17 protein-coding genes are annotated in these 19,889 nt (G+C 33.4%); 11 read left to right on the top strand and 6 right to left on the bottom strand.

Features of this window, described 5'->3' with window-relative positions; translation table 11 throughout:
• Together SVN78_00845 and leuC are read right to left on the bottom strand one after the other, a co-directional pair.
• On the bottom strand, positions 1-186 hold a 186-nt coding region (locus tag SVN78_00845; protein ID MDY6820153.1), incomplete at its 3' end, for an isopropylmalate isomerase.
• A complete protein-coding gene (leuC, locus tag SVN78_00840) occupies positions 179-1,567 on the bottom strand; it encodes a 3-isopropylmalate dehydratase large subunit (protein MDY6820152.1) in 1,389 nt (462 codons plus the stop codon). The genes leuC and SVN78_00845, both read right to left, overlap by 8 nt.
• 130 nt (positions 1,568-1,697) lie before the next feature.
• On the opposite strand from leuC, the gene SVN78_00835 reads away from it, so the two are divergent.
• From SVN78_00835 to SVN78_00785, 11 genes are all read left to right on the top strand, one after another.
• Entirely contained in the window at positions 1,698-2,624 is a 927-nt protein-coding gene (locus SVN78_00835) for a molybdenum cofactor synthesis domain-containing protein (protein ID MDY6820151.1), read from the top strand.
• A complete protein-coding gene (tmk, locus tag SVN78_00830; protein MDY6820150.1) occupies positions 2,602-3,246 on the top strand; it encodes a dTMP kinase in 645 nt (214 codons plus the stop codon). The genes SVN78_00835 and tmk overlap by 23 nt, the downstream gene beginning before the upstream one ends.
• Before the next feature lie 16 nt (positions 3,247-3,262).
• On the top strand, positions 3,263-4,111 hold the full coding sequence (locus SVN78_00825; GenBank protein ID MDY6820149.1) for an AAA family ATPase: 849 nt from the start codon (positions 3,263-3,265) through the stop codon (positions 4,109-4,111).
• Positions 4,108-4,833, top strand: a complete 726-nt coding sequence (gene ricT, locus SVN78_00820) for a regulatory iron-sulfur-containing complex subunit RicT (GenBank protein ID MDY6820148.1) — start codon at positions 4,108-4,110, stop codon at positions 4,831-4,833. Before SVN78_00825 ends, ricT begins: the two co-directional genes overlap by 4 nt.
• Entirely contained in the window at positions 4,830-6,740 is a 1,911-nt protein-coding gene (metG, locus tag SVN78_00815) for a methionine--tRNA ligase (GenBank protein ID MDY6820147.1), read from the top strand. Before ricT ends, metG begins: the two co-directional genes overlap by 4 nt.
• A 2-nt stretch (positions 6,741-6,742) precedes the next feature.
• On the top strand, positions 6,743-7,597 hold the full coding sequence (locus tag SVN78_00810) for a TatD family hydrolase (GenBank protein MDY6820146.1): 855 nt from the start codon (positions 6,743-6,745) through the stop codon (positions 7,595-7,597).
• A gap of 5 nt (positions 7,598-7,602) precedes the next feature.
• The gene (locus tag SVN78_00805; GenBank protein MDY6820145.1) at positions 7,603-8,307 is read left to right on the top strand and encodes a LytTR family DNA-binding domain-containing protein; all 705 of its coding nucleotides are present in this window, start codon (positions 7,603-7,605) and stop codon (positions 8,305-8,307) included.
• Between the two features lie 121 nt (positions 8,308-8,428).
• The gene (cooS, locus tag SVN78_00800) at positions 8,429-10,360 is read left to right on the top strand and encodes an anaerobic carbon-monoxide dehydrogenase catalytic subunit (protein MDY6820144.1); all 1,932 of its coding nucleotides are present in this window, start codon (positions 8,429-8,431) and stop codon (positions 10,358-10,360) included.
• 1 nt (position 10,361) lies between these two features.
• A complete protein-coding gene (locus SVN78_00795) occupies positions 10,362-11,225 on the top strand; it encodes an AAA family ATPase (protein MDY6820143.1) in 864 nt (287 codons plus the stop codon).
• Positions 11,200-11,775, top strand: a complete 576-nt coding sequence (locus SVN78_00790; protein MDY6820142.1) for a 4Fe-4S dicluster domain-containing protein — start codon at positions 11,200-11,202, stop codon at positions 11,773-11,775. The genes SVN78_00795 and SVN78_00790 overlap by 26 nt, the downstream gene beginning before the upstream one ends.
• Position 11,776: 1 nt before the next feature.
• A complete protein-coding gene (locus tag SVN78_00785) occupies positions 11,777-12,988 on the top strand; it encodes an FAD-dependent oxidoreductase (protein MDY6820141.1) in 1,212 nt (403 codons plus the stop codon).
• Positions 12,989-13,340: 352 nt separating this feature from the next.
• On the opposite strand, the gene SVN78_00780 is transcribed toward SVN78_00785, so the two are convergent.
• From SVN78_00780 to SVN78_00765, 4 genes are all read right to left on the bottom strand, one after another.
• Positions 13,341-14,978: a glutamate synthase-related protein gene (locus tag SVN78_00780; protein ID MDY6820140.1), complete on the bottom strand. Its 1,638-nt coding sequence runs from the start codon at positions 14,976-14,978 to the stop codon at positions 13,341-13,343.
• A 693-nt stretch (positions 14,979-15,671) separates the two neighbouring features.
• Positions 15,672-17,273: a radical SAM protein gene (locus SVN78_00775; protein MDY6820139.1), complete on the bottom strand. Its 1,602-nt coding sequence runs from the start codon at positions 17,271-17,273 to the stop codon at positions 15,672-15,674.
• A 503-nt stretch (positions 17,274-17,776) separates the two neighbouring features.
• Positions 17,777-18,157, bottom strand: a complete 381-nt coding sequence (locus tag SVN78_00770; protein MDY6820138.1) for an AMP-binding protein — start codon at positions 18,155-18,157, stop codon at positions 17,777-17,779.
• Positions 18,158-18,177: 20 nt separating this feature from the next.
• On the bottom strand, positions 18,178-19,842 hold the full coding sequence (locus tag SVN78_00765) for a class I adenylate-forming enzyme family protein (protein MDY6820137.1): 1,665 nt from the start codon (positions 19,840-19,842) through the stop codon (positions 18,178-18,180).
• Positions 19,843-19,889 lie beyond the last annotated feature (47 nt).

Here is a 19,889-nt window from a genome sequence, read left to right as displayed (position 1 = left end):
TGGATGATCCAAGGGTTTACCGTCATTCGAAAAGCGCTCATCATAAAAGCAATATTCACCTAGTTTTTCAAAGGTTGTTGTCTTCATAAACCTAGCAGGGATTATCCTGTCAGTATCTATGTTGTCATAGGGTATGACAATAGGCTTGCCTTCAACGCATTTAATCTCTTTAATAATATTAAACATTTTTAAACTTCCTTATATCCGTTAATTCACCTGTTATAGCAGCTACTGCTGCGGTGGCAGGGGATGCTAATATGGTTCTACCTTTTGGAGAGCCTTGCCTACCCTTAAAATTTCTATTTGATGTTGAAACACATATTTCTTCGCCAGCTAATTTATCAGGGTTCATACCCAAACACATTGAACATCCTGGCATTCGCCATTCAAAACCGGCTTCTAGAAAAACATGATGTAAACCCTCTTTTTCAGCCTCATGTTTAACCAAGCTCGAACCTGGTACAACAATGGCTTTCACACTTTCTTTTACCTTGTGCCCCTTAACGAAGTTTGCTGCTACCTTTAAATCCTCTAATCTACCGTTTGTGCAGCTGCCAATGAATACCCTATCCACCCTTAGTCCTTCTATTTTTTCTCCTGCTTTTAACTTCATGTGTGCTAAAGCATCCTCTTCATCCCTGCATGTGGGTTTGGGTATTCTCTCTGATATTGATATTGTATGCTCTGGGCTTAATCCCCATGTAACCATAGGTGATATATCCTGTGCGTTAAAAGATTTTATATCATCATAATCAGCGTCTTTATCTGATTTTATAGATTCCCAATATTCTATACTCTTTGTAAAATCATCGCCTTTTGGTGCATATCTCCTACCCTTTAAGTAATTATATGTCACCTCATCGGGGTTAACATATCCAACCCTTGCCCCACCTTCTATAGCCATATTACATAGAGTAAGCCTACCCTCCATTGAAAGATTTTCAACAGCCTCGCCTGTAAACTCGTAAGCATAACCTAACCCACCCTTAGCAGTTAATTTACCAATTAAATACAAAATAATATCCTTTGCGTAAACAAATGGAGGTAGTTTGCCATTTATCTCAATCTTTCTAACCTTCATAGGGCTAAAGGCTAAAGACTGGGTAGCCAATATATTTCTAACCTGAGATGTCCCTATACCAAAAGCAATGCTTCCAAAAGCACCATGTGTTGCAGTATGAGAATCCCCACAGGCGATAGTCATACCTGGCCTAGTTAATCCTAATTCAGGTCCTATAACGTGTACTATACCCTGCAATCCACTTGACATAGAAAAAAAATTTATTCCATATTTCTTTGTGTTTTTCTCCAATGCACATAGCATCTCCTCTGCTAATGGATCATCAAAGGGTCTTTTTTGGCAATCTGTGGGAACAATGTGATCGACTGTTGCAAAATTTCTATGAGGCATTAAAACATGCAATCCTAACTCCTCTAGCATATGAAATGCTTGAGGGCTAGTAACCTCATGGATCAAATGTAGTCCAATAAACAATTGATCCATTCCGTTATTAAGTCTTCTAATTTTATGGATATCCCATATTTTTTTATAAAGAGTCTCTCCCACAATAACCCCACAACTATTTAATTTTTAAAAGTTTATTATTTTTATTTAAAAAAGTAAATAATTAATTATTATAAATAATCTAAATATTATTTAATTTTAATAATTAGCTAATTTTTATGGAGGCAATATTATGCAAATAAAGGCTATATCAATTAGTAGTAAAAAGGGTGAAAAAAAGAAAAATATAGATAAAGCAAATATAAAAGATAACTATGGTATAATTGGTGATGCCCATGCGGGATATTTACATAGGCAGGTAAGCTTCCTAGCTGAAAAAAGTATACAAAAAATGAGAGAATTGGGTCTAGATGTTAAGCCAGGTGATTTTGCTGAAAATATTGTTTTAGATAATATTGATTCAAGTGACATAAATGTCGGTGACAACTTAATAGTAAATGATGTTAAATTCACTATAACACAAAAAGGTAAAATATGTCATAATAGATGTAATATCTACTACAAAGTAGGGGATTGTATAATGCCAAGAGAGGGATTTTTTACTATTGTAAAGGGGGATGGCACAATAAAAGTGGGTGATAAAGTAGAATATATTAAAAAAACAAAATACACAGCCTCGATTATTACCTTAAGCGATAAAGGCTTTAAAGGAGAAAGAGAGGATAAAACAGGTCCGTTATTACATGAATATCTAAGCAAAAACTTTGACTTCTCATTTATTAGATATGATATGATACCTGACGAAAAGAAGATATTACAGGATTTGTTTGAGGATCTCATTTTTCAACAAAAAATAGATTTGATAATAACCAACGGTTCTACAGGAGTGACAAAAAGGGATATAGCACCAGATGTCACTATTGAGACTATAGAGAGAAGATTGCTAGGTTATGAGGAAGCAATGAGAATGGAGAGTTTTGAAAAAACACCTCATGGTATAATATCTAGATGTGTTTGTGGCATCAAAGAGGAAAGCCTTATAATAAATTTACCAGGCTCCCCAAAAGCTGCATTAGAAAATATAACTACTATATCTGGTGCAATAATGCATACATTAAATAAAATAAAAGGTGATAATGAAGACTGTGGATCGATGTGAGGCTAAATTTATTGTAATAGATGGTATTGATGGTTGTGGAAAAAGCACTCTATCCAAAAAACTCTATAATTACTACAAGTCTCTAGGGAAAAAGATAATATTAACTAAAGAACCAGGTGGATCACCATCATCAAAATATCTAAGAGAATATTTACTTAACTCGAAAATTGATATTACCCCAATAACTGAAACACTCATATTTTTAGCTGATAGATACGAACATATTAATAAAACCATTATACCGGCAATAAATGCTGGTTATAATGTGATATGTGATAGATATACGCCATCAACTTATGCCTACCAAGTTTTTGGTAGAAATGTTGACAGTTCTATAACTGATTTTTTAACCAAGAGATTACAAATACTCTATCCAGATATCACCCTTATCATCGATATAGATGTTAAATTAGCTATTAAAAGAAAAAGGTCGGATAAAGCTAATCCTTTAGAAGAAAAATATGAATTAATGGGAAAAGATTTTTTAGAATGTGTTAGAAAGGGCTTTCTGTGGTATGCAAAAAACTTTGATAATACATATATAATTAATGGGGATAAGGCTGTAGAGGCATCCCTAAAAGATGCTTTAAATATAATAGATAAAGCATTAGGGAAATTTTAAATTATTTTATTTTATTATGATATATGGGCATAATTTTCAAAAAGAGTATTTTTACAATGCAATAAAAAACAATAGATTGAGTAGTGGTTATATATTTGAAGGTGCAAGTGGAATTGGTAAAAAACTATTTGCTCTATACTTAGCAAAATATTTTTATTGTAAATATAAAAAATATTTCGATGATTGTAATTGTAACAATTGCCAAAGTATACTCAGCTTAAAGCATCCAATGATTAAATATATCAAAGAAGATGAGCTAAAGATCAATAATATTAGAGAGTTATCAGAATTTATATATCTTACAGGCCCAGATAAAAAATTCATCATTATAAATGATGCACACAACATGACAAGAGAAGCAGCAGCATCTTTCCTCAAAACACTAGAGGAATCACCTATTAATATTATTTTTATTTTAATTACTAATAACTACCATAAAATTATCCCTACTATACGATCTAGGTGCGTAAGAATTCCCTTTAATAGGCTACCTAAAAATAATACAGAAAAAATAGTAAAAGAACAAAATATCAATTTAAAGCCTACAGCTATACAGCTTTTAAATAACAGTTTAAACAATCTGGAGATTATCAGAGAATTTGATAATATAGATAATAAACTACCAAACTATAAAACAATAAATTTAATAACTTTTATAGAAAATATTACTGGTAGAAATGATCTTATTAATTTTATATATTTTTATATTTTAAAATTTTTTGATATAGATAAAATTGATAAAAATTTAGCGAGAATATTAAAAATTGAGAAATTACTTAACCTAATTGACAAAATTAACGAAAACGTCAATACTGATATTATTAAGCAAATCTTAATCTTAGATATTCTGGAGGACAACAAATGAATAATCACAATATAGCATATGTTACTTTTAGACGTGCTGGTAAAATTTTTAATTATAAATATAACAAGGAACTGGAGCTAAACAATGGTGATTTAGTTGTAGTTGAAGATGATAAAGGCATTAATATGGCTACAGTTGTTAAGAGCAATATTAATATAAATAACTGTGAAGATATAAGTAATGACGAACAACAACCATCAATTATAAGAAAGGCAAATGAAGGTGATATATTAAATTATAAAAAAAATATTACTGATGCAAAAAAAGCACTGCAAATATGTAAAAAACTGGCTGAAAAAGCAAAATTAGAGATGAAACTAATACACGCTGAGTATACGCTGGATAGGTTAAAACTAACTTTTTTTTACACAGCTGATGATAGAATTGACTTTAGGCAACTTGTTAAAGATTTAGCGAGAATTTTTAGAACAAGAATTGAGATGAGGCAAATAGGGGTTAGGGATTCTACCAAAATTTTAGGGGGTATAGGTATTTGTGGAAAAGAATTCTGTTGCTCCTCTTTTTTAAGAAACTTTGATAGTATATCCATCACGATTGCCCAAAATCAAAATCTGTTATTTAATCCAACAAAAATTACTGGAGCATGTGGGCGCTTAATGTGCTGTTTATTATATGAAAAGGATCTTTATGCTGAACCCCAACTATCTGAAGATCAAGAATATATTAAATTAGTAGATGAAAAAGCAGGAGGAGAATTATGAATAAAACATTTTATGTAACTACCCCAATATATTATGTAAATGATATTCCCCATTTAGGACATGCCTATACAACAATAGCTGCAGATACAATTGCTCGATATAAAAGGATGTTAGGCTATGATGTATTCTTCCTGACTGGCACTGATGAACATGGCCTTAAAATTGAAAAAGCAGCAAAAGAAAAAGGGGTTCACCCTAAAGAACTTGCTGATAATGTTGTCGAGAGATTTAAAAATTTATGGGAGAAGTTAAATATAAAATATTCAAAGTTTATAAGAACCACAGATAATGAACATAAACTTACATTACAAAAAATAATTAATAAAATGATAGATAAAGGGGATATCTATTTAGGGCATTATGAAGGGTGGTATTGCACACCCTGCGAAACATATTGGACGGAAACCCAATTGTTAGACGGCAATGTATGCCCCTCATGTGGCAGACAAACTGAAAGAATAAAAGAACCCTCATATTTCTTCAGAATGTCAAAATATCAAGAAAAACTTCTAAAACATATAAAAGAACACCCAGGATTTATAAAACCCCAATCGAGAAGAAATGAAATTATTTCATTTGTAGAAGAGGGATTAAGGGATCTTTCTATAAGTAGAACCTCCTTTGATTGGGGGGTTAAAATGCCTAATGATCCAAACCATGTTATCTATGTTTGGGTTGATGCTTTAACAAATTATATCTCTGCTCTAGATTATTATAAAGAAGGAGATAATTTTAAAAAATATTGGCCAGCTGACTATCATCTAGTTGGAAAAGATATTCTCAGATTCCACACAGTATATTGGCCTACAATATTAATGAGCATAGAAGAAGAATTGCCTAAATGTGTATTTGCACACGGCTGGTGGACAATTGAAGGTCAAAAAATGTCTAAATCTCTAGGTAACGCCATTAATCCAATCTTTTTAATAGAGAATTTTGGTGTTGATCCAATAAGATATTTTTTATTAAGAGAGGTAACTTTTGGGCTTGATGGGGATTTCTCATTTAAAACACTAATACATAGAATAAATAGTGACCTAGCAAATGATCTTGGTAACCTTATAAATCGATCAGTGAATATGATGGAAAAATATTTTGGTGGCATTATGCCAAAATATGAAGAAAAAGAGATGGCTGATTCTGCTATTATAGAAACAGTTAATAAAACTATAGATAATGTAGACTCCTTTATGAACAACTTAGAATTTAGCAAAGCTTTAGCAGCTATTTGGGAATTAATTAGTGCTTTGAATAAATATATAGATACAACAAAACCTTGGAATTTGGCAAAATCAGACAAATATAGAAAAAGATTAGGATCTGTTATGTATATAATTATGGATTCAATAAGGATAATCTCATTGTTGATATACCCTTTTATGCCTCATACCTCAGAAAAAATTAGAAAACAACTCTCGCTTGAAGAAAGCATTGAAAATAAATCTTTTACCAAAGAATTGACCCTATTTAAATTACAAGATGGGGCCGTAATCAAAAAAGGAGAACCTCTATTCCCAAGAGTAGATGAGAAGATCAAAGTAGAAGAAATGCACAACAAAATAACCTCAGAACTCTCAAAAGAGAATCTAGTAGACATAGAATATTTCAAAAAGATTGATATAAGGGTAGCAAAGATCTTGCATGCACAACAAATCAAAGGTTCTAATAGACTCCTAAAATTACTAGTTGATGTAGGGGATAGAAAAAAACAAATTGTAGCAGGAATCGCTGAATCCTATAAACCTGAGGAATTAATAGAGAAAAAAATCCTTATAATAAATAATTTAAAGCCAGCAAAACTAATGGGTGAACTATCGGAGGGCATGCTTCTTGCAGCAAGTGAAGAAAATAAGGTAAGCGCTATCTTTGTGCCAGATACAATAAAAGAGGGAACAAAAATCAAATAATTATGGAGTTGTGTATAAAGAAAAAAGACAGTGCCATACATAAAGACTATCTAAAGGAAATTAAAAATCTTTTGGATAGTGGATATAGTATAACAGACACTCACAGCCATATTCACTTTAATAACTTTAATGAAGACTTAGAAGAGGCTATAAAAAGGGCTTTAGATTTCGGTGTTAAAAGATTAATAACTGTGGGAATTAATAAAGATGATATAATTAAAGCATCAAAGATAGCACATTCTTATAACAACATATATTTTGCTGCAGCATACCATCCAACAGAAATATCTGAATTTAGGGAGGATGATACCTTCTTTAATGAGATTTTTAATGATAAGAAATGCATAGCAATCGGTGAAACAGGCCTAGATTACTATAGGGATACAACAAATATCAATGTACAAAAAAAATATTTTGACTATTTTCTACATCAAGCAAAAAAACACAATAAACCTATAATAATACATTGTAGAAGTGCATCAAATGATCTTATAGATATAGCAGCCAACTTTATCAAAAAAAACAATCAAATAAAGGGTGTGCTACACTGTTTTAATGGTGATAAAAAACTATTAGAATTTGGCATAAAAAATAATCTTTACTTCTCCTTTGCAGGTAATGTTACCTTCACAAAATCTTCAGAGTTAAGATCGGCTATTTCAAAAATACCATTAAGTAGAATAATCCTTGAAACAGATTGTCCTTTCTTATCCCCTATGCCATATAGAGGCAAAAGGAATGAACCAGTAAATATAATCTATACCCTTTATACTGTACATAAAGTTATTAATAAACCACTAGATAGTTGTCTAAGGATATTTGAAGAAAATGTAGAGAGATTGTTTTTCAATCAATAATCACAATGGATAATAAAAGAATCAATCTAGAGCATATAGAGCCAGGTATTCTAATATTTTCTAGCAAGAATTATACTATACTATATATTAATAGAATATTTTTATCACAATTTCATGAGTTTACAAAAGATGAAATTTTTCAAAATGATATTTTTCACTTTCATAGCAGTAAAATTCGAGAAAAAATTAAAAAGATGATTTACCATATAAATAAAACTGAAGAGCAGCTTCCTTTTACATTAAAAAAATATGACTCCCTAGGCAGACATAAATATTTAATGATAAAACTAATAAAGATTTATAGTAAAAATGATGACTACAATTATTGCCTTTTAACATTTGATGTGAGTGATATTTTATCAGATGAAGAAGAGAAAATACTAAACTATATCCCTATATTAAAAAATAAAGAAATCAATCTTTTAAGTGTTGATAACATAATATTTATAAAGGCTGAAAACATCTATACAAGATTGTTTACTGCAGATGATAACTTTTTATCTGAGTTTACAATCAGTAGCTTAGAAGAAAGATTAGATACAAAAAAATTTTTTAGGGTTCATAGAAGCTATATAATTAATATGCACTATATCGAAAAAATAATAAAAGATCCACATGGATTGAGTATTAATATGAAGTTTTATAAAAATAAAATACCCATTAGTCGATCAAGAAAGGAAGAATTTAAAAGCTTCATTGGATTAAAATAAGCAATTCGCAAAGTTAATATAAACTTTAATATATAGTTTTAACATTCTACAATTTATTCCTTTATTAAATTAATTACATAGTTACTATAAAAAGTAGAAAAATATTTTATTGGAGGTTTATATGTTAGATGAAAAACGCTCTGTTGATAAAGCTGCAAGGGAAATGCTAAAGATTATAGATAAAAATGATTATGATAATATATGGAGCAGATTAGAAGCCCAAAAACCACAATGTGGATATGGTGAATTAGGTGTTTGTTGTAAAAATTGCTCTATGGGGCCATGCAGGATAAACCCATATGGTGACGAGCCTAAATACGGTGTATGTGGCGCCGATGCTGATGCTATTGTTGCTAGAAATTTAATTAGAATGATAGCAGCAGGTGCATCAGCACATTCAGATCATGGTAGAAAACCAAGTATACTATTAAAAGAAATAGCTGAAGGTAAAATAAGTGATTATCGTATTAAAGAGCCAAATAAATTAAAAGAAATAGCAAAGAAATTTAATATATATAACAAAAATGATTCTTATGAAAAGTTAGCAAAAAAGGTAGCCCATATTGCACTTGATTGTTATGGCAGGCAAGATGAAGATCCAATGGCAACAGTAGACTCTTACATGCCTAAAAAAAGGGTAGAAAAGCTTAAAAATATAGAAAAGGCCGTAGAGAAAAATTATGGGTATAAGGTTGGTTTACTACCAAGGAATATAGATAGAGAATCAATAGACATATTACACAGAACACATATGGGTTGTGACCATGACCCACTAACGTTGATCATTCAAGGCTTAAGATGTGCCCTATCAGATGGATGGGGTGGATCTTTGTTTGCTACAGAATTTCAAGATGTATTATTTGGTTTACCTAAAAATAGGGAGATATATGCGAATTTAGGCGTTTTAGATGAAAGCTCAGTAAATATTATTGTAAATGGACATGAACCAATTCTCTCAGAAAAAGTTGTTGAGGCTGCAGAAAAAGAAGATCTAATCCAGTATGCTAAAAGTAAAGGAGCCAGTGGCATAAATGTTGTTGGCATGTGTTGCACAGGAAACGAGCTTTTAGAAAGGCAAGGAATACCAGTAGCAGGTAATGAGCTACATCAAGAGCTTGCTATTACAACAGGAGCTGTAGAGGCTATTGTGGTTGATGTTCAGTGTATTTATCCTTCACTTGGTAAATTATCAGATTGCTTTCACACAAAAGTTATCTCAACAAGCGAGCAGGCACACTTTCCCAATTGCACGCATATACAATTTTATGAGGATAGGGCAAATGAAATTGCTGAAAAAATAATAAGAATTGCAATAGATAACTATCCACACAGAATCAAAGAGAAGATACATATCCCAAAAATAAAGGAAAAAGCAACTGTGGGATTTTCAGTTGAGGGTTTACTAGAGATATTAGGAGGCACTCCTGCTCCATTAGTTGATGCAATAAAAGAGGGCAAGATATTAGGAATTGCAGCGATTGTTGGCTGCAATAATCCAAAGGTCACTCAAGATTATTTTCATATCAATTTAACTAAAAAATTACTTGAAAAAAATATACTAGTTACTGGTACTGGATGTTGGGCAATAGCTTTGGCAAAATCTGGTATGATGGATATGAGTTATTTAGATAAATTAGATGTTCCCCTAAAAGAGGTATGCAAAACGCTAAATATACCGCCTGTGCTGCATTTTGGTTCATGTGTTGATTGTTCAAGGTTGTTAGTATTATCAGGCTCAATAGCTGATTATTTAGGTGTAGATACAGGTATGTTGCCCATTGTAGGTTCAGCTCCAGAATGGTCTACTGAAAAGGCTGTGGCTATTGGATCATACTTTGTTGCAACAGGCATACCAGTTCATCTATGGCCTATACCACCTATTTTTGGCAGCCCAAAAGTATTAAACATATTAACAAAGGATGCAAAAGAACTAATAGATGGATATTTCTTTGTTGAACCCGATGTTGATAAAACTGCATCTATTATGGAAGAGATAATTTTAGAGAGAAGAAATGCTCTTGGTTTAAAGACGCCTAACTATGTGGGGGGTTAATATGGAAAATAATGGGAAAAAAATAGTTGTAACCGGTAAAGGTGGGGTAGGGAAAAGCACAATAACAAGCTTGCTGTCTTTAGTTCTTGCAAATTCGGGGTGTTCAGTTTTAGCACTAGATGCTGACCCTCAAATGAATCTTCCATACACATTGGGACTTCCTCACGATAAAATAAAGGAAATTATACCACTAAACAAGGCAGATGATTATATAGAAGAAAAAACAGGCGCAAGACCTGGTAAAAGTTGGGGAGCCTTCTTTAAGCTAAATCCAGATGTAGGCGATGTTGTAGAAAGATTTGGTATAAAAGTTAATAATAATTTGGGAATACTTGTTATGGGGACTGTAAAAAAAGCAGCTGCAGGTTGTTTATGCCCTGAAAACGCATTATTAGATAAGGTTGTTAGGCATATATCTCTAATGAAAGGCCAATATATTGTTATGGATACACAGGCAGGTGTGGAACATTTTGGAAGAGCAATCGCAAAAGGTTTTGATAAATGTTTTATTGTTGCAGATCCATCTTTTAATGCACTAGATGTTGCAAAGCATATACAAAAACTATCTAGGGAGTTAGGAATAAAAGAAATATATCTAGTATTAAACAAATTCAAAGATAAACATATAAAAAAACTAGAGGAGACATCGCACTTTTTAGGTTTAAATTTAAAAGACGATTTTAACTCTATTATAAAGATACCCTATATAGAAGAGGTAGAAAACGAAGAATTAAACATAGCTAATCTTATGAAAATAAAAGAAGTAGGAGAGTCGATAAATAAACTAAGTGAAATAGTTATGAGAGATAATAATCTCATTAAAAATCAGGAGGAATTTCATGAAAAAAATATTTATAGATTATGAAAGATGTGTCGGGTGTAAAGCCTGTGAAATAGCATGTGCTGTAGAGCATCATCCTGATAAATCTATTTATACCTTAGTAGGGGATAGCAAAGCTTTTAGTAACGTTCGGGTAATAGCAATTGACTATATAAATTTTGCTTCCTCATGTAGGCACTGCAATCCTGCATATTGTATAGATGCATGTCCATCAGGAGCATTAAAAAGGGATGAGGAAACTGATGCTGTTATAGTTGATCCTTATATGTGCAAAGCTTGTGCAATGTGCGCAATGACCTGCCCATTTGATGCTATTATCTTTAAAAAAACTTATAACTCACCATTTAACCGAGATTACGCAGTTAAATGTGATTTTTGTACAGGTAGAATAAAAAAGGGTAAACTACCAGCATGTGTTGAATCTTGCAAGACAAATGCACTAGTATTTAAAGAGGCTAGAGAATATGTTACAAAAAAAGAGAAAAAAGATCTAAAGGCATTTCTTTTAGGAGCCCCTAAGGAGCCTGAAAATATTAGACAATATAAGGAGCTTAGAAAAAAAGTGGCAGGTTAAAATGGAAATAGTTACAGTAGGCTGCGGTATGGCAGCTGCTGAATTTGTTACAACATTAAGAGAAAATGGTTTTAAAAAGAATATCACTATGGTTTCAAATGAACCTTTTATCCCCTATTCACCATGTTCAATACCCTTTTTTATTTCAGGAGAACCACTTGAGACTGTTTTTTGGAAAAGAAGAGATTTTTTTAAAAGATATAATATTAAAGCTATCCTAAATGATGCAGTAATTAATATTGATACCAATAAAAAAGTTGTAAATACTCAAAAAGGAAGACATATCCCTTACGATAAATTGTTATTTGCACCAGGGTCTAGAAGTTTCTTCCCTCAAGAAGAGTGGCTAAAAACAAATGGTGTATTTGGATTTAAAAATCTAACAGATATAATATCAATTGATAAGTATATTAAAAAAGAAAAGGTAAAAAATGCTTTAGTTTTTGGTGGTGGCTTTATAGGGGTAGATGCAGCCCTTTCCTTATGGAAACGTAGATTAAATGTTACTCTTGTCCATAGAAACAACAGAGTCTTATCCCAAATGACAGATATTGAAGGAGGTGTATTTGCTACTGAGAGATTAAGAGAAAAAACTGGTATTAATATTATATTAAAAAAAGTTGTAAAAGATATATATAGTAAAGACGGAAAAATCACAGGAGTCTTATTAAGCGATAATACATTTATGAATATTGACCTTTTAATAATTACAATTGGGGTAAGACCAAATTCTGAACTATTGGGTATAGAAGGGGGTATCAAGGTAGATGATTCACTTAAATATGATGATAGTATATATGTAGCTGGGGATGTTGCCTTAACAAAACATTTGATTACAGGCTCTCACGGTATTTACGCAACATATCCTAACGCAAGAATTCAAGCTAGAGGCGCAGCTTATAATATACTATTTAATAAAAATATTTTTAGAGGATCTATCAATACAAATGTTTTAAAAAAACATATTGATTTCCCAATTATATCTGCGGGGATATTCGAAGGTGAAGTCATTGCTTATCAAAATAATAATATCTTTAGAAAAATATATTTAAAGGATGATAAAATTAATGGCTATATTCTGGTTGGTGATACACTTATATCAGGTTTTATCTATAATCTATATATAACACAAAAAAAGATAGGCAAACAAATTGATAACTATTTATCATTAAAGAAAGGCAAGGCATACTACATATATGCCTTATCAAGCTAAACAAGAATACATTCTTGCTCGAAACAGACAGGCATCAGATGTCTGTCATAAACCGAAATTATACTCAAAAAGAATTTCAAAATATTTCTATTTTAAAAACTTAGAACATTGTGATTTTTTCTTATAGCTTAACTTAAAAATTTTTAAGAAGATCCTTATATAATAAAGTTGATATTTTTCCACTAGATGCGTTTTTTCTACTATAGTGTAAAAATTTTCCACCAGTTTATCATGCCTAACAGATATAGTTAATAACAGCCTAAATAAGGCTAAAGTAGTTAAAAGAAATAATAGTGTGTTAATCTATTCTTTTAATCAGGGGCAAAGCCCATGAAGAGCTTTGCGCATCAGATCAGGAATTCAAGATTTCTTTAGCTTTATCATCATTTAATTCAGTCATTATAGGTATCCCTGTTATTTCCGCTGTTTCTCTATTACCTGACATAATATCTTTTCTGCTGAGTTCTGACAGATTGAACTTCCTTGCCCCAGACATAAATTGCTGAATTCCTCCTTTCAGTTTATCACATAGGGTCCATACTCCGATTGCCCCAAAGGGAATATTTTTCATTTCCTCTCTACCTACTTTTTCTTCCACCTCATAATAATTGGCAAAAATTTCCTCCGGATATGCTCCAAACTGTGTAATGGAAGACGGTAGTTTTTCCCAGTGGCCAAATACTCTATTTTTTCTGTTTTTATAGATAGCACCTTCAATATTTGATCCAAGAAAAGCGGGTATCATCATAGAACGCCCCATGCACACCAATTTTGTAAAAGGAGCCCCCAATGCAAGTGCTTTAAAAATTTGGTCTTCTCTTGCAAAACCACCTCCAAAAGCCAAGTCAACAACTTTTCCTGTTTTCTCCTTTATAATTTTCGCATACTCGAAAGCTTTTGAATGTAAGTGTAGAGAGGGTACACCCCAATTCTCCATCATATTCCAAGGACTCATGCCTGTACCACCACCAGAACCGTCTATAGTTAGCAGATCTAGATTTGCTTCTGTGGCAAGCTTTATAGCCATAGCAAGTTCTGCCATTCCATATGCTCCAGTTTTTAAAGTAATTCTTTCAAAACCAAGGTTTCTCAGTCTTTCCACTTCATTCATAAAAAAATCATGTACTTCATCGGGATTGTTCATATCAGTAAAGCCAAGCCTGCTGTGTCTAGCAAAGCTTGTGATTGCATGCTTATAAAAAGCCTCCTGATTTTCTTTTTTAGTTGGATCAGGGTCAACAATATAACCTCTGTTTTTTAAAAAAATTGCATAATCCAAATCTGTAACCTGTATTTCTCCGCCTATACATTTAGCACCCTGCCCCCATTTTAATTCAAGAATTACCTTGTTGCCGAATTTTTCTATCAAATACTCAGCAACACCGTTTCTTGTATCTTCCACATTCATCTGAACAATAATCGCCCCATAACCATCATAATATCTCAAAAACGAATTTATTCTCCTATCCAGTTCAGGGGCTTCGGTTACTCTGCCATTTGAAATTTTTGATTTTTGATCAACACCAACAACATTTTCTCCTATAACAATTGGAAAACCAACAAGAGCAGCGCCAATAGCCATTGGGTTCCAGTATTTCTCAGCAACAAATGTTGATCCCAGTGCTCCTGTTATAAAAGGAACCTTAACCTTAGTTTTTATTTTAAACCCAAATTCTGTCTCAGTAGATGTGTTGGGAAAAATACAATCATCCGGATTATTTGTCAGTCCTTCTGGAATACCCTTTGCACCGTATAAATATCCCTGGATGCGTAGGTTAGAATATGAAGCTCCAAGATAATTAGTGTTCGAGCTTCCTGCTGTACTCTCTCCAAAATCTCTTGGATAAAGCATCTTTCTCCCCCTAATGCTGGAGAGCCATGTTTCACATTTTCCCTTACAGTCAGCCATACATAGCGTACACAGACCTGACTCAGTTGGATTTCCTCTGTTCACTGTTCCAAGCGCATCGTTGGATTTTAAAAAATCCATATTTATCCTCCTTTTTAATTTGTTAGAAAGATTATTTTATGATATAATTATAGGTAAGTAAATTATAAAGTTATAAAAATTTATATTTATTTATTAATTATTAAGGCCATAAATTTTGTCTACAATAGTATAAAACTATAGAGGATCCTTTGGAGATATTTTTTATTTTTAACATTTTATTAGGAGTTACAAGTCTCTTTTAAATTACTGTAGATTAAAGATTTAAGTAATATAGATAAACTTTCTTTTGATATGCTCTCTAAGATATATCTATGGTATTAAAAATATCTCAGTAGATATCTTTAAAGAAGTGAAAGTCCGTTGGGATAAATAGCAATAAGCAAACCAATCAATAAACTGTGCAGTCTCAAGTTACAAAATAGTGAGAAGTTGCTTTAAATTATAAGCTATATGCCAATAAAGCTCAACAACAGTACATTTGGTAGCTATTATATATTAGGATTGAGTTTTTTACAGAATGCAATCTACTTAGAATAAGCCTGACAAGTGAATAGCATGAAGGAACCATTTTGCTAAGGATAAAACTAGGGCTATATTAGTGAGTATGCATCTATAAAATTTGAAGTTAATTGAGGGTAATTCCCTCTATAAAATCAGTTTTATAAAAAGGAAGTATATACCCGTTACAACTCAGAGTGATTAATTTCACACTTCTATAGCGTAAATAAAGTTCTAATGCAACCCAGGCCGCCTGCCATCACTCCAAAGCCACTTCAGCCCGTCGCCGTCTGGCTGCAACTGCAAAAGGCCTTCTTTCAACAACTCAGATATCTGACGTTGGACAATTTCAATCGGTCTTTTCAGTTTCAGCGATATCCGCCTGGACAATTCCGCCTCAGCCTCACTTAAATCGAACTCTTTGGCTAAAGTTATCTTTCCCAAACCATCAAGCACATCATGCTTAATAAGATTCCAGATGAATTCCTGCTTCTCCTGACCCAAAACCATGGCGATGTAATCGGAATCTCCCTCCTTAGCTCGGCGTTTAATTTCCTGCTGGGCAATTTCCACATTCTGATTATATATAGCCATAGCCTCATTAACCATCTGCACGCTAATGGTAGGTATCTCAGTTACAACCCGATTGGCATCATAGTGTTCCCAGTTTCGTGTTAGAAAACGAATACCATATTCCTTAGCCCTTTCATATATAACCGTTCCCGGCATGGGTGCCAGTATATGGAAACCAAAACTCGCACCATATTTGTATTCAAGCTCTTTAGCAAAGGACATAGACTTGCGAGCAGTATCAGGGGTTTCCCCAGGAAGTCCAAATATGAATGAATTAAAGACCTTAATCCCAGCTTCAGTGGCTATTTTTACCCCAGACCTTACCTTATCAAGGGTGATCCCTTTTTTTATAGTTTTAAGTATACCCTCATCAGCAGATTCAACTCCGAAAACTACCCAGGTGCAACCAGCCCGTTTCATTAACTCTGCCAATTCTTTAGTCATGGTATCTACCCGTGCATAAGCACTCCATTTAGTCCTGATGTTACGTCTTAAAATTTCCTCACACACCTGACCAGCGTGTTTATGGTTCGCCGTAAATGTGTCATCCACTATGTTTATCTGCAAGAAATCAAAATCGCGATCGAGCATTTCGATCTCATCCACTACTAGCCCTGGGTCACGGAAACGTACTCTTTTGCCAAACATCGCATTCGCTGAGCAAAAAATACAATTATAGGGACATCCCCGACTTGTAATCATAGTAATAGAACATCCCAACGCCCTATACTTGGCCATTGGCAGAAGGTATCGTGCTGGCAGTGGCAATTTATCAAGGTCCTCAATATAAGGTCGCGGATCTGTTCTCACAACCACTCCTTCCTCTCTAAAGGCAATGCCATCCACTTTGCGAAGATCTCTGCTTCCCTCTATCACCCTGACCAATTCTACCAGGGTCCTGTCGCCCTCGCCAATAGCAACCACATCGATCCAGGGAGCGCTAATAAGTGTATCATCAATCATAAAACTAACGTGGGGACCACCAATAACCGTTACTATATCTAAATCGAAGTCCTTGCATGCTTTTAGTATCCTAGAGGCAACCTTATAAGTAAGGGTAGTACAGGTAGCACCGACAAGATGGGGCTTATATTCAGAAAGTTTTTGTCTTAGCTTAGATAAACTGTAGCGGGAAACCAGGAAATCGAGAATTTGAACCTCAATACCCTCCCTCTCTAGAGTACCAGCAAGGTAAGCAAGCGAGAGTGGAGGAACTATATTCTCCTCTAAAGCATAGGGAGTGTTAATAAGCAATACACGCATATTGGTCTTACTTTCTATATTCACTCGCGCTTGACACTCTATAATGTAACTTCATAATACAGCTCAAATTTGTAAATAAATTTATATAATTATTTATCACAATAAGTTTGTCCTGTCAAGGGGCTATTTCCATTAATATATTTGTTAAATCCCAGTGCTATCCCCACGCTATTATCATTATACAAATCCTGGCAATCTCCTCACTTTTTGAATAATAGGAGGTAAGAAATATCGAGGCAGGTTGAAGTATATCGATAAAAACAAGAGATTTGATAAAAAAAAAGAATTAGATGTGAAATACACTTTGAGTACATCTCCAGAATATTGAGGAAGATAGGATTGAGCTATCAGAAGCCATATATAAAACTAAAGAGATCAGTTGATTGATATATTTTAAAAAAGATTGAGGAGAACCGGAATATCTGATGTGTTTACAAGGTTCTTAGGTGAATCTTTTCATCATTCCAACATCAGCACATTAAGCTTATGGCCATTTAAAATGGCTAAGAATAAAAAAGACAGACAAAAAAGAAAAGTTTAGCACCAGAAAAATTAATTAATCTTTCGATATCAGAAGCTCCAAGCATAAAATTCAAAGGAGTATATAAAGCGCCAATTTTTAAAAGAGCATAACTTAATACAACCACCTCTGGAGAATTATGAGATATAACAGAAATCTTGTCTCCCTTGCCTACACCCCTATTTAATAAACCATTTGCAACTCTATTTACTTTTTCATTTAATCGCTTATATGTATACCTCACATTTTTTCCATCAGAGTAATAGTAAATGAGGGCATCCTTGTTAGGATATCTCAAAGAAGACCTCCTTAATCCATCCCCCAAAACAGCTCTCCTTACTAAATTCTCATTTAAACTATTCATTTATACATCTTTTTCCAAAATCATTTTTTAGCTAATCTTCTCCTTATATCTTCCTTTAATCTTTGTTTGAGGATCTTACCAACAGGATTTCTTGGTATCTCATCTATAATCTCTAACCTTTCTGGCAACTTATATGTTGTAACCCCTTGTTCTTTCATAAAAGAGGTTATCTCTTCTAAAGTAATCGTCTCACCACCCTTGGGCACCACATAGACACATACTTTTTCACCCATTATCTCATCAGGCATAGGGATAGCTGCAACATCTTGTATTTTTGGATACTCCAATAAAATATTCTCTACCTCCTGTGCGCTAATGTTAAAACCACCACGGATAATTATATCTTTCTTACGATCAAAGAAGCTCATATATCTATCATCCCTAATCATGAATAGGTCGCCTGTATGGAAGAAACCATCAGGTTCAAAGGCTTTCTCAGTGAAATCAGGCTGATTAAAGTAGCAAGGAATTGTAAAGGGTCCTTTCCAGAGCAATTCGCCTACATCGCCAGGATTTGATAACTCTTCTCCAGTTACTGTATCAACAATTTTTGTCTCAGTTGCATCTATTACGGGATCAATACCCCACTTTATCTTCTTTGTAAATCGAGGAAACATATCCACTCTCTTTTCTAGTTCTGGGGTAGTAAGTGGTCCGCTAACAGTGCCTGTCCCTTCGTTCTGCCCCCATATATTTATCAACTCTATCCCCCATCTTCTCTTAAATTCCTTTAAAGCAAAAAGCGAAAGAGGAGCTGAACCACTAGCCAAAGATCTTATACTGCTAAAATCAAATTTATCAACATCGGGGTGCTTTAAGATTCCATTTAAAATCGCTGGAACTACAATAGTAAAATTAACTTTTTCTTCTATTATTTGTTTAATGAGAACCACTGGGTCAATTGGATGATGCAAAACAAAGGTGCCGGACACTGCTAGCCAAGGCATAAAATTTACACCAATAGCTGTCATGTTTACTAGTGGAGCAAGGCAGAGTATAGTATCACCCTTTTCCAGTAGACATGCCTTTGAAACTCCATTGCATGCATATCTCCAATTGTTGTGACTCATGGGGCAACCTTTTGGTTCTGCCTCAGTACCAGATGTCCACTCGATATTAAACACGTCATTTGCATCTATTTTTATCCTATTAAGCTCATCTTTTTTTACTTGCCCCTTAGTCATATTTTTTAGCTCTTCTAAGGAGATTAAATGCTGAAGATTAGTTACAGATTGCAATTTCTTTCCCATCTCAAGATGTTTGAATCTATGAAATTCTTCTACAGATATGAAATACCTTGACTTTGTTAGATTGAGTATATACCTCAACTCTTTCTCCCTCCATTGTACAGGTAAAGGAGAAAGAATTCCCCCTGCTCTAGAGACTGCAAGATAGAGCATAGCCAACTCACAGATATTTGGCAATTGTGCTACTATAATATCATCTTTTTTTACACCCCTATCTAACAACGCTGTAGCTACTGCATCTATAGCCTTATCTAATTCTTGGTAGGTAAGCCTTTCTGGTTTTAGTCCTACTAGTTGCTCCTTGTTTGGTGGATCTATTAATGCCAACCTATCAGGATTTTCTCGTACATTCTCCTTAAAGGTATCCAACAAGGTCTTCTTTATCCAAACCCCTTCATCTTCATATTTTTTTATCTGTTCTTGGCTTACTAAAATCATCTTTTACCTCCTAATTCATTCTTCCATCTCTCATATGTTTCTTCTAT

This window comes from Deferribacterota bacterium, assembly GCA_034189185.1.
Taxonomy (GTDB): domain Bacteria; phylum Chrysiogenota; class Deferribacteres; order Deferribacterales; family UBA228; genus UBA228.
The sequence above is the reverse complement of the archived record's forward strand: the minus strand, read 5'-3'. Positions and strand labels throughout refer to the sequence as shown.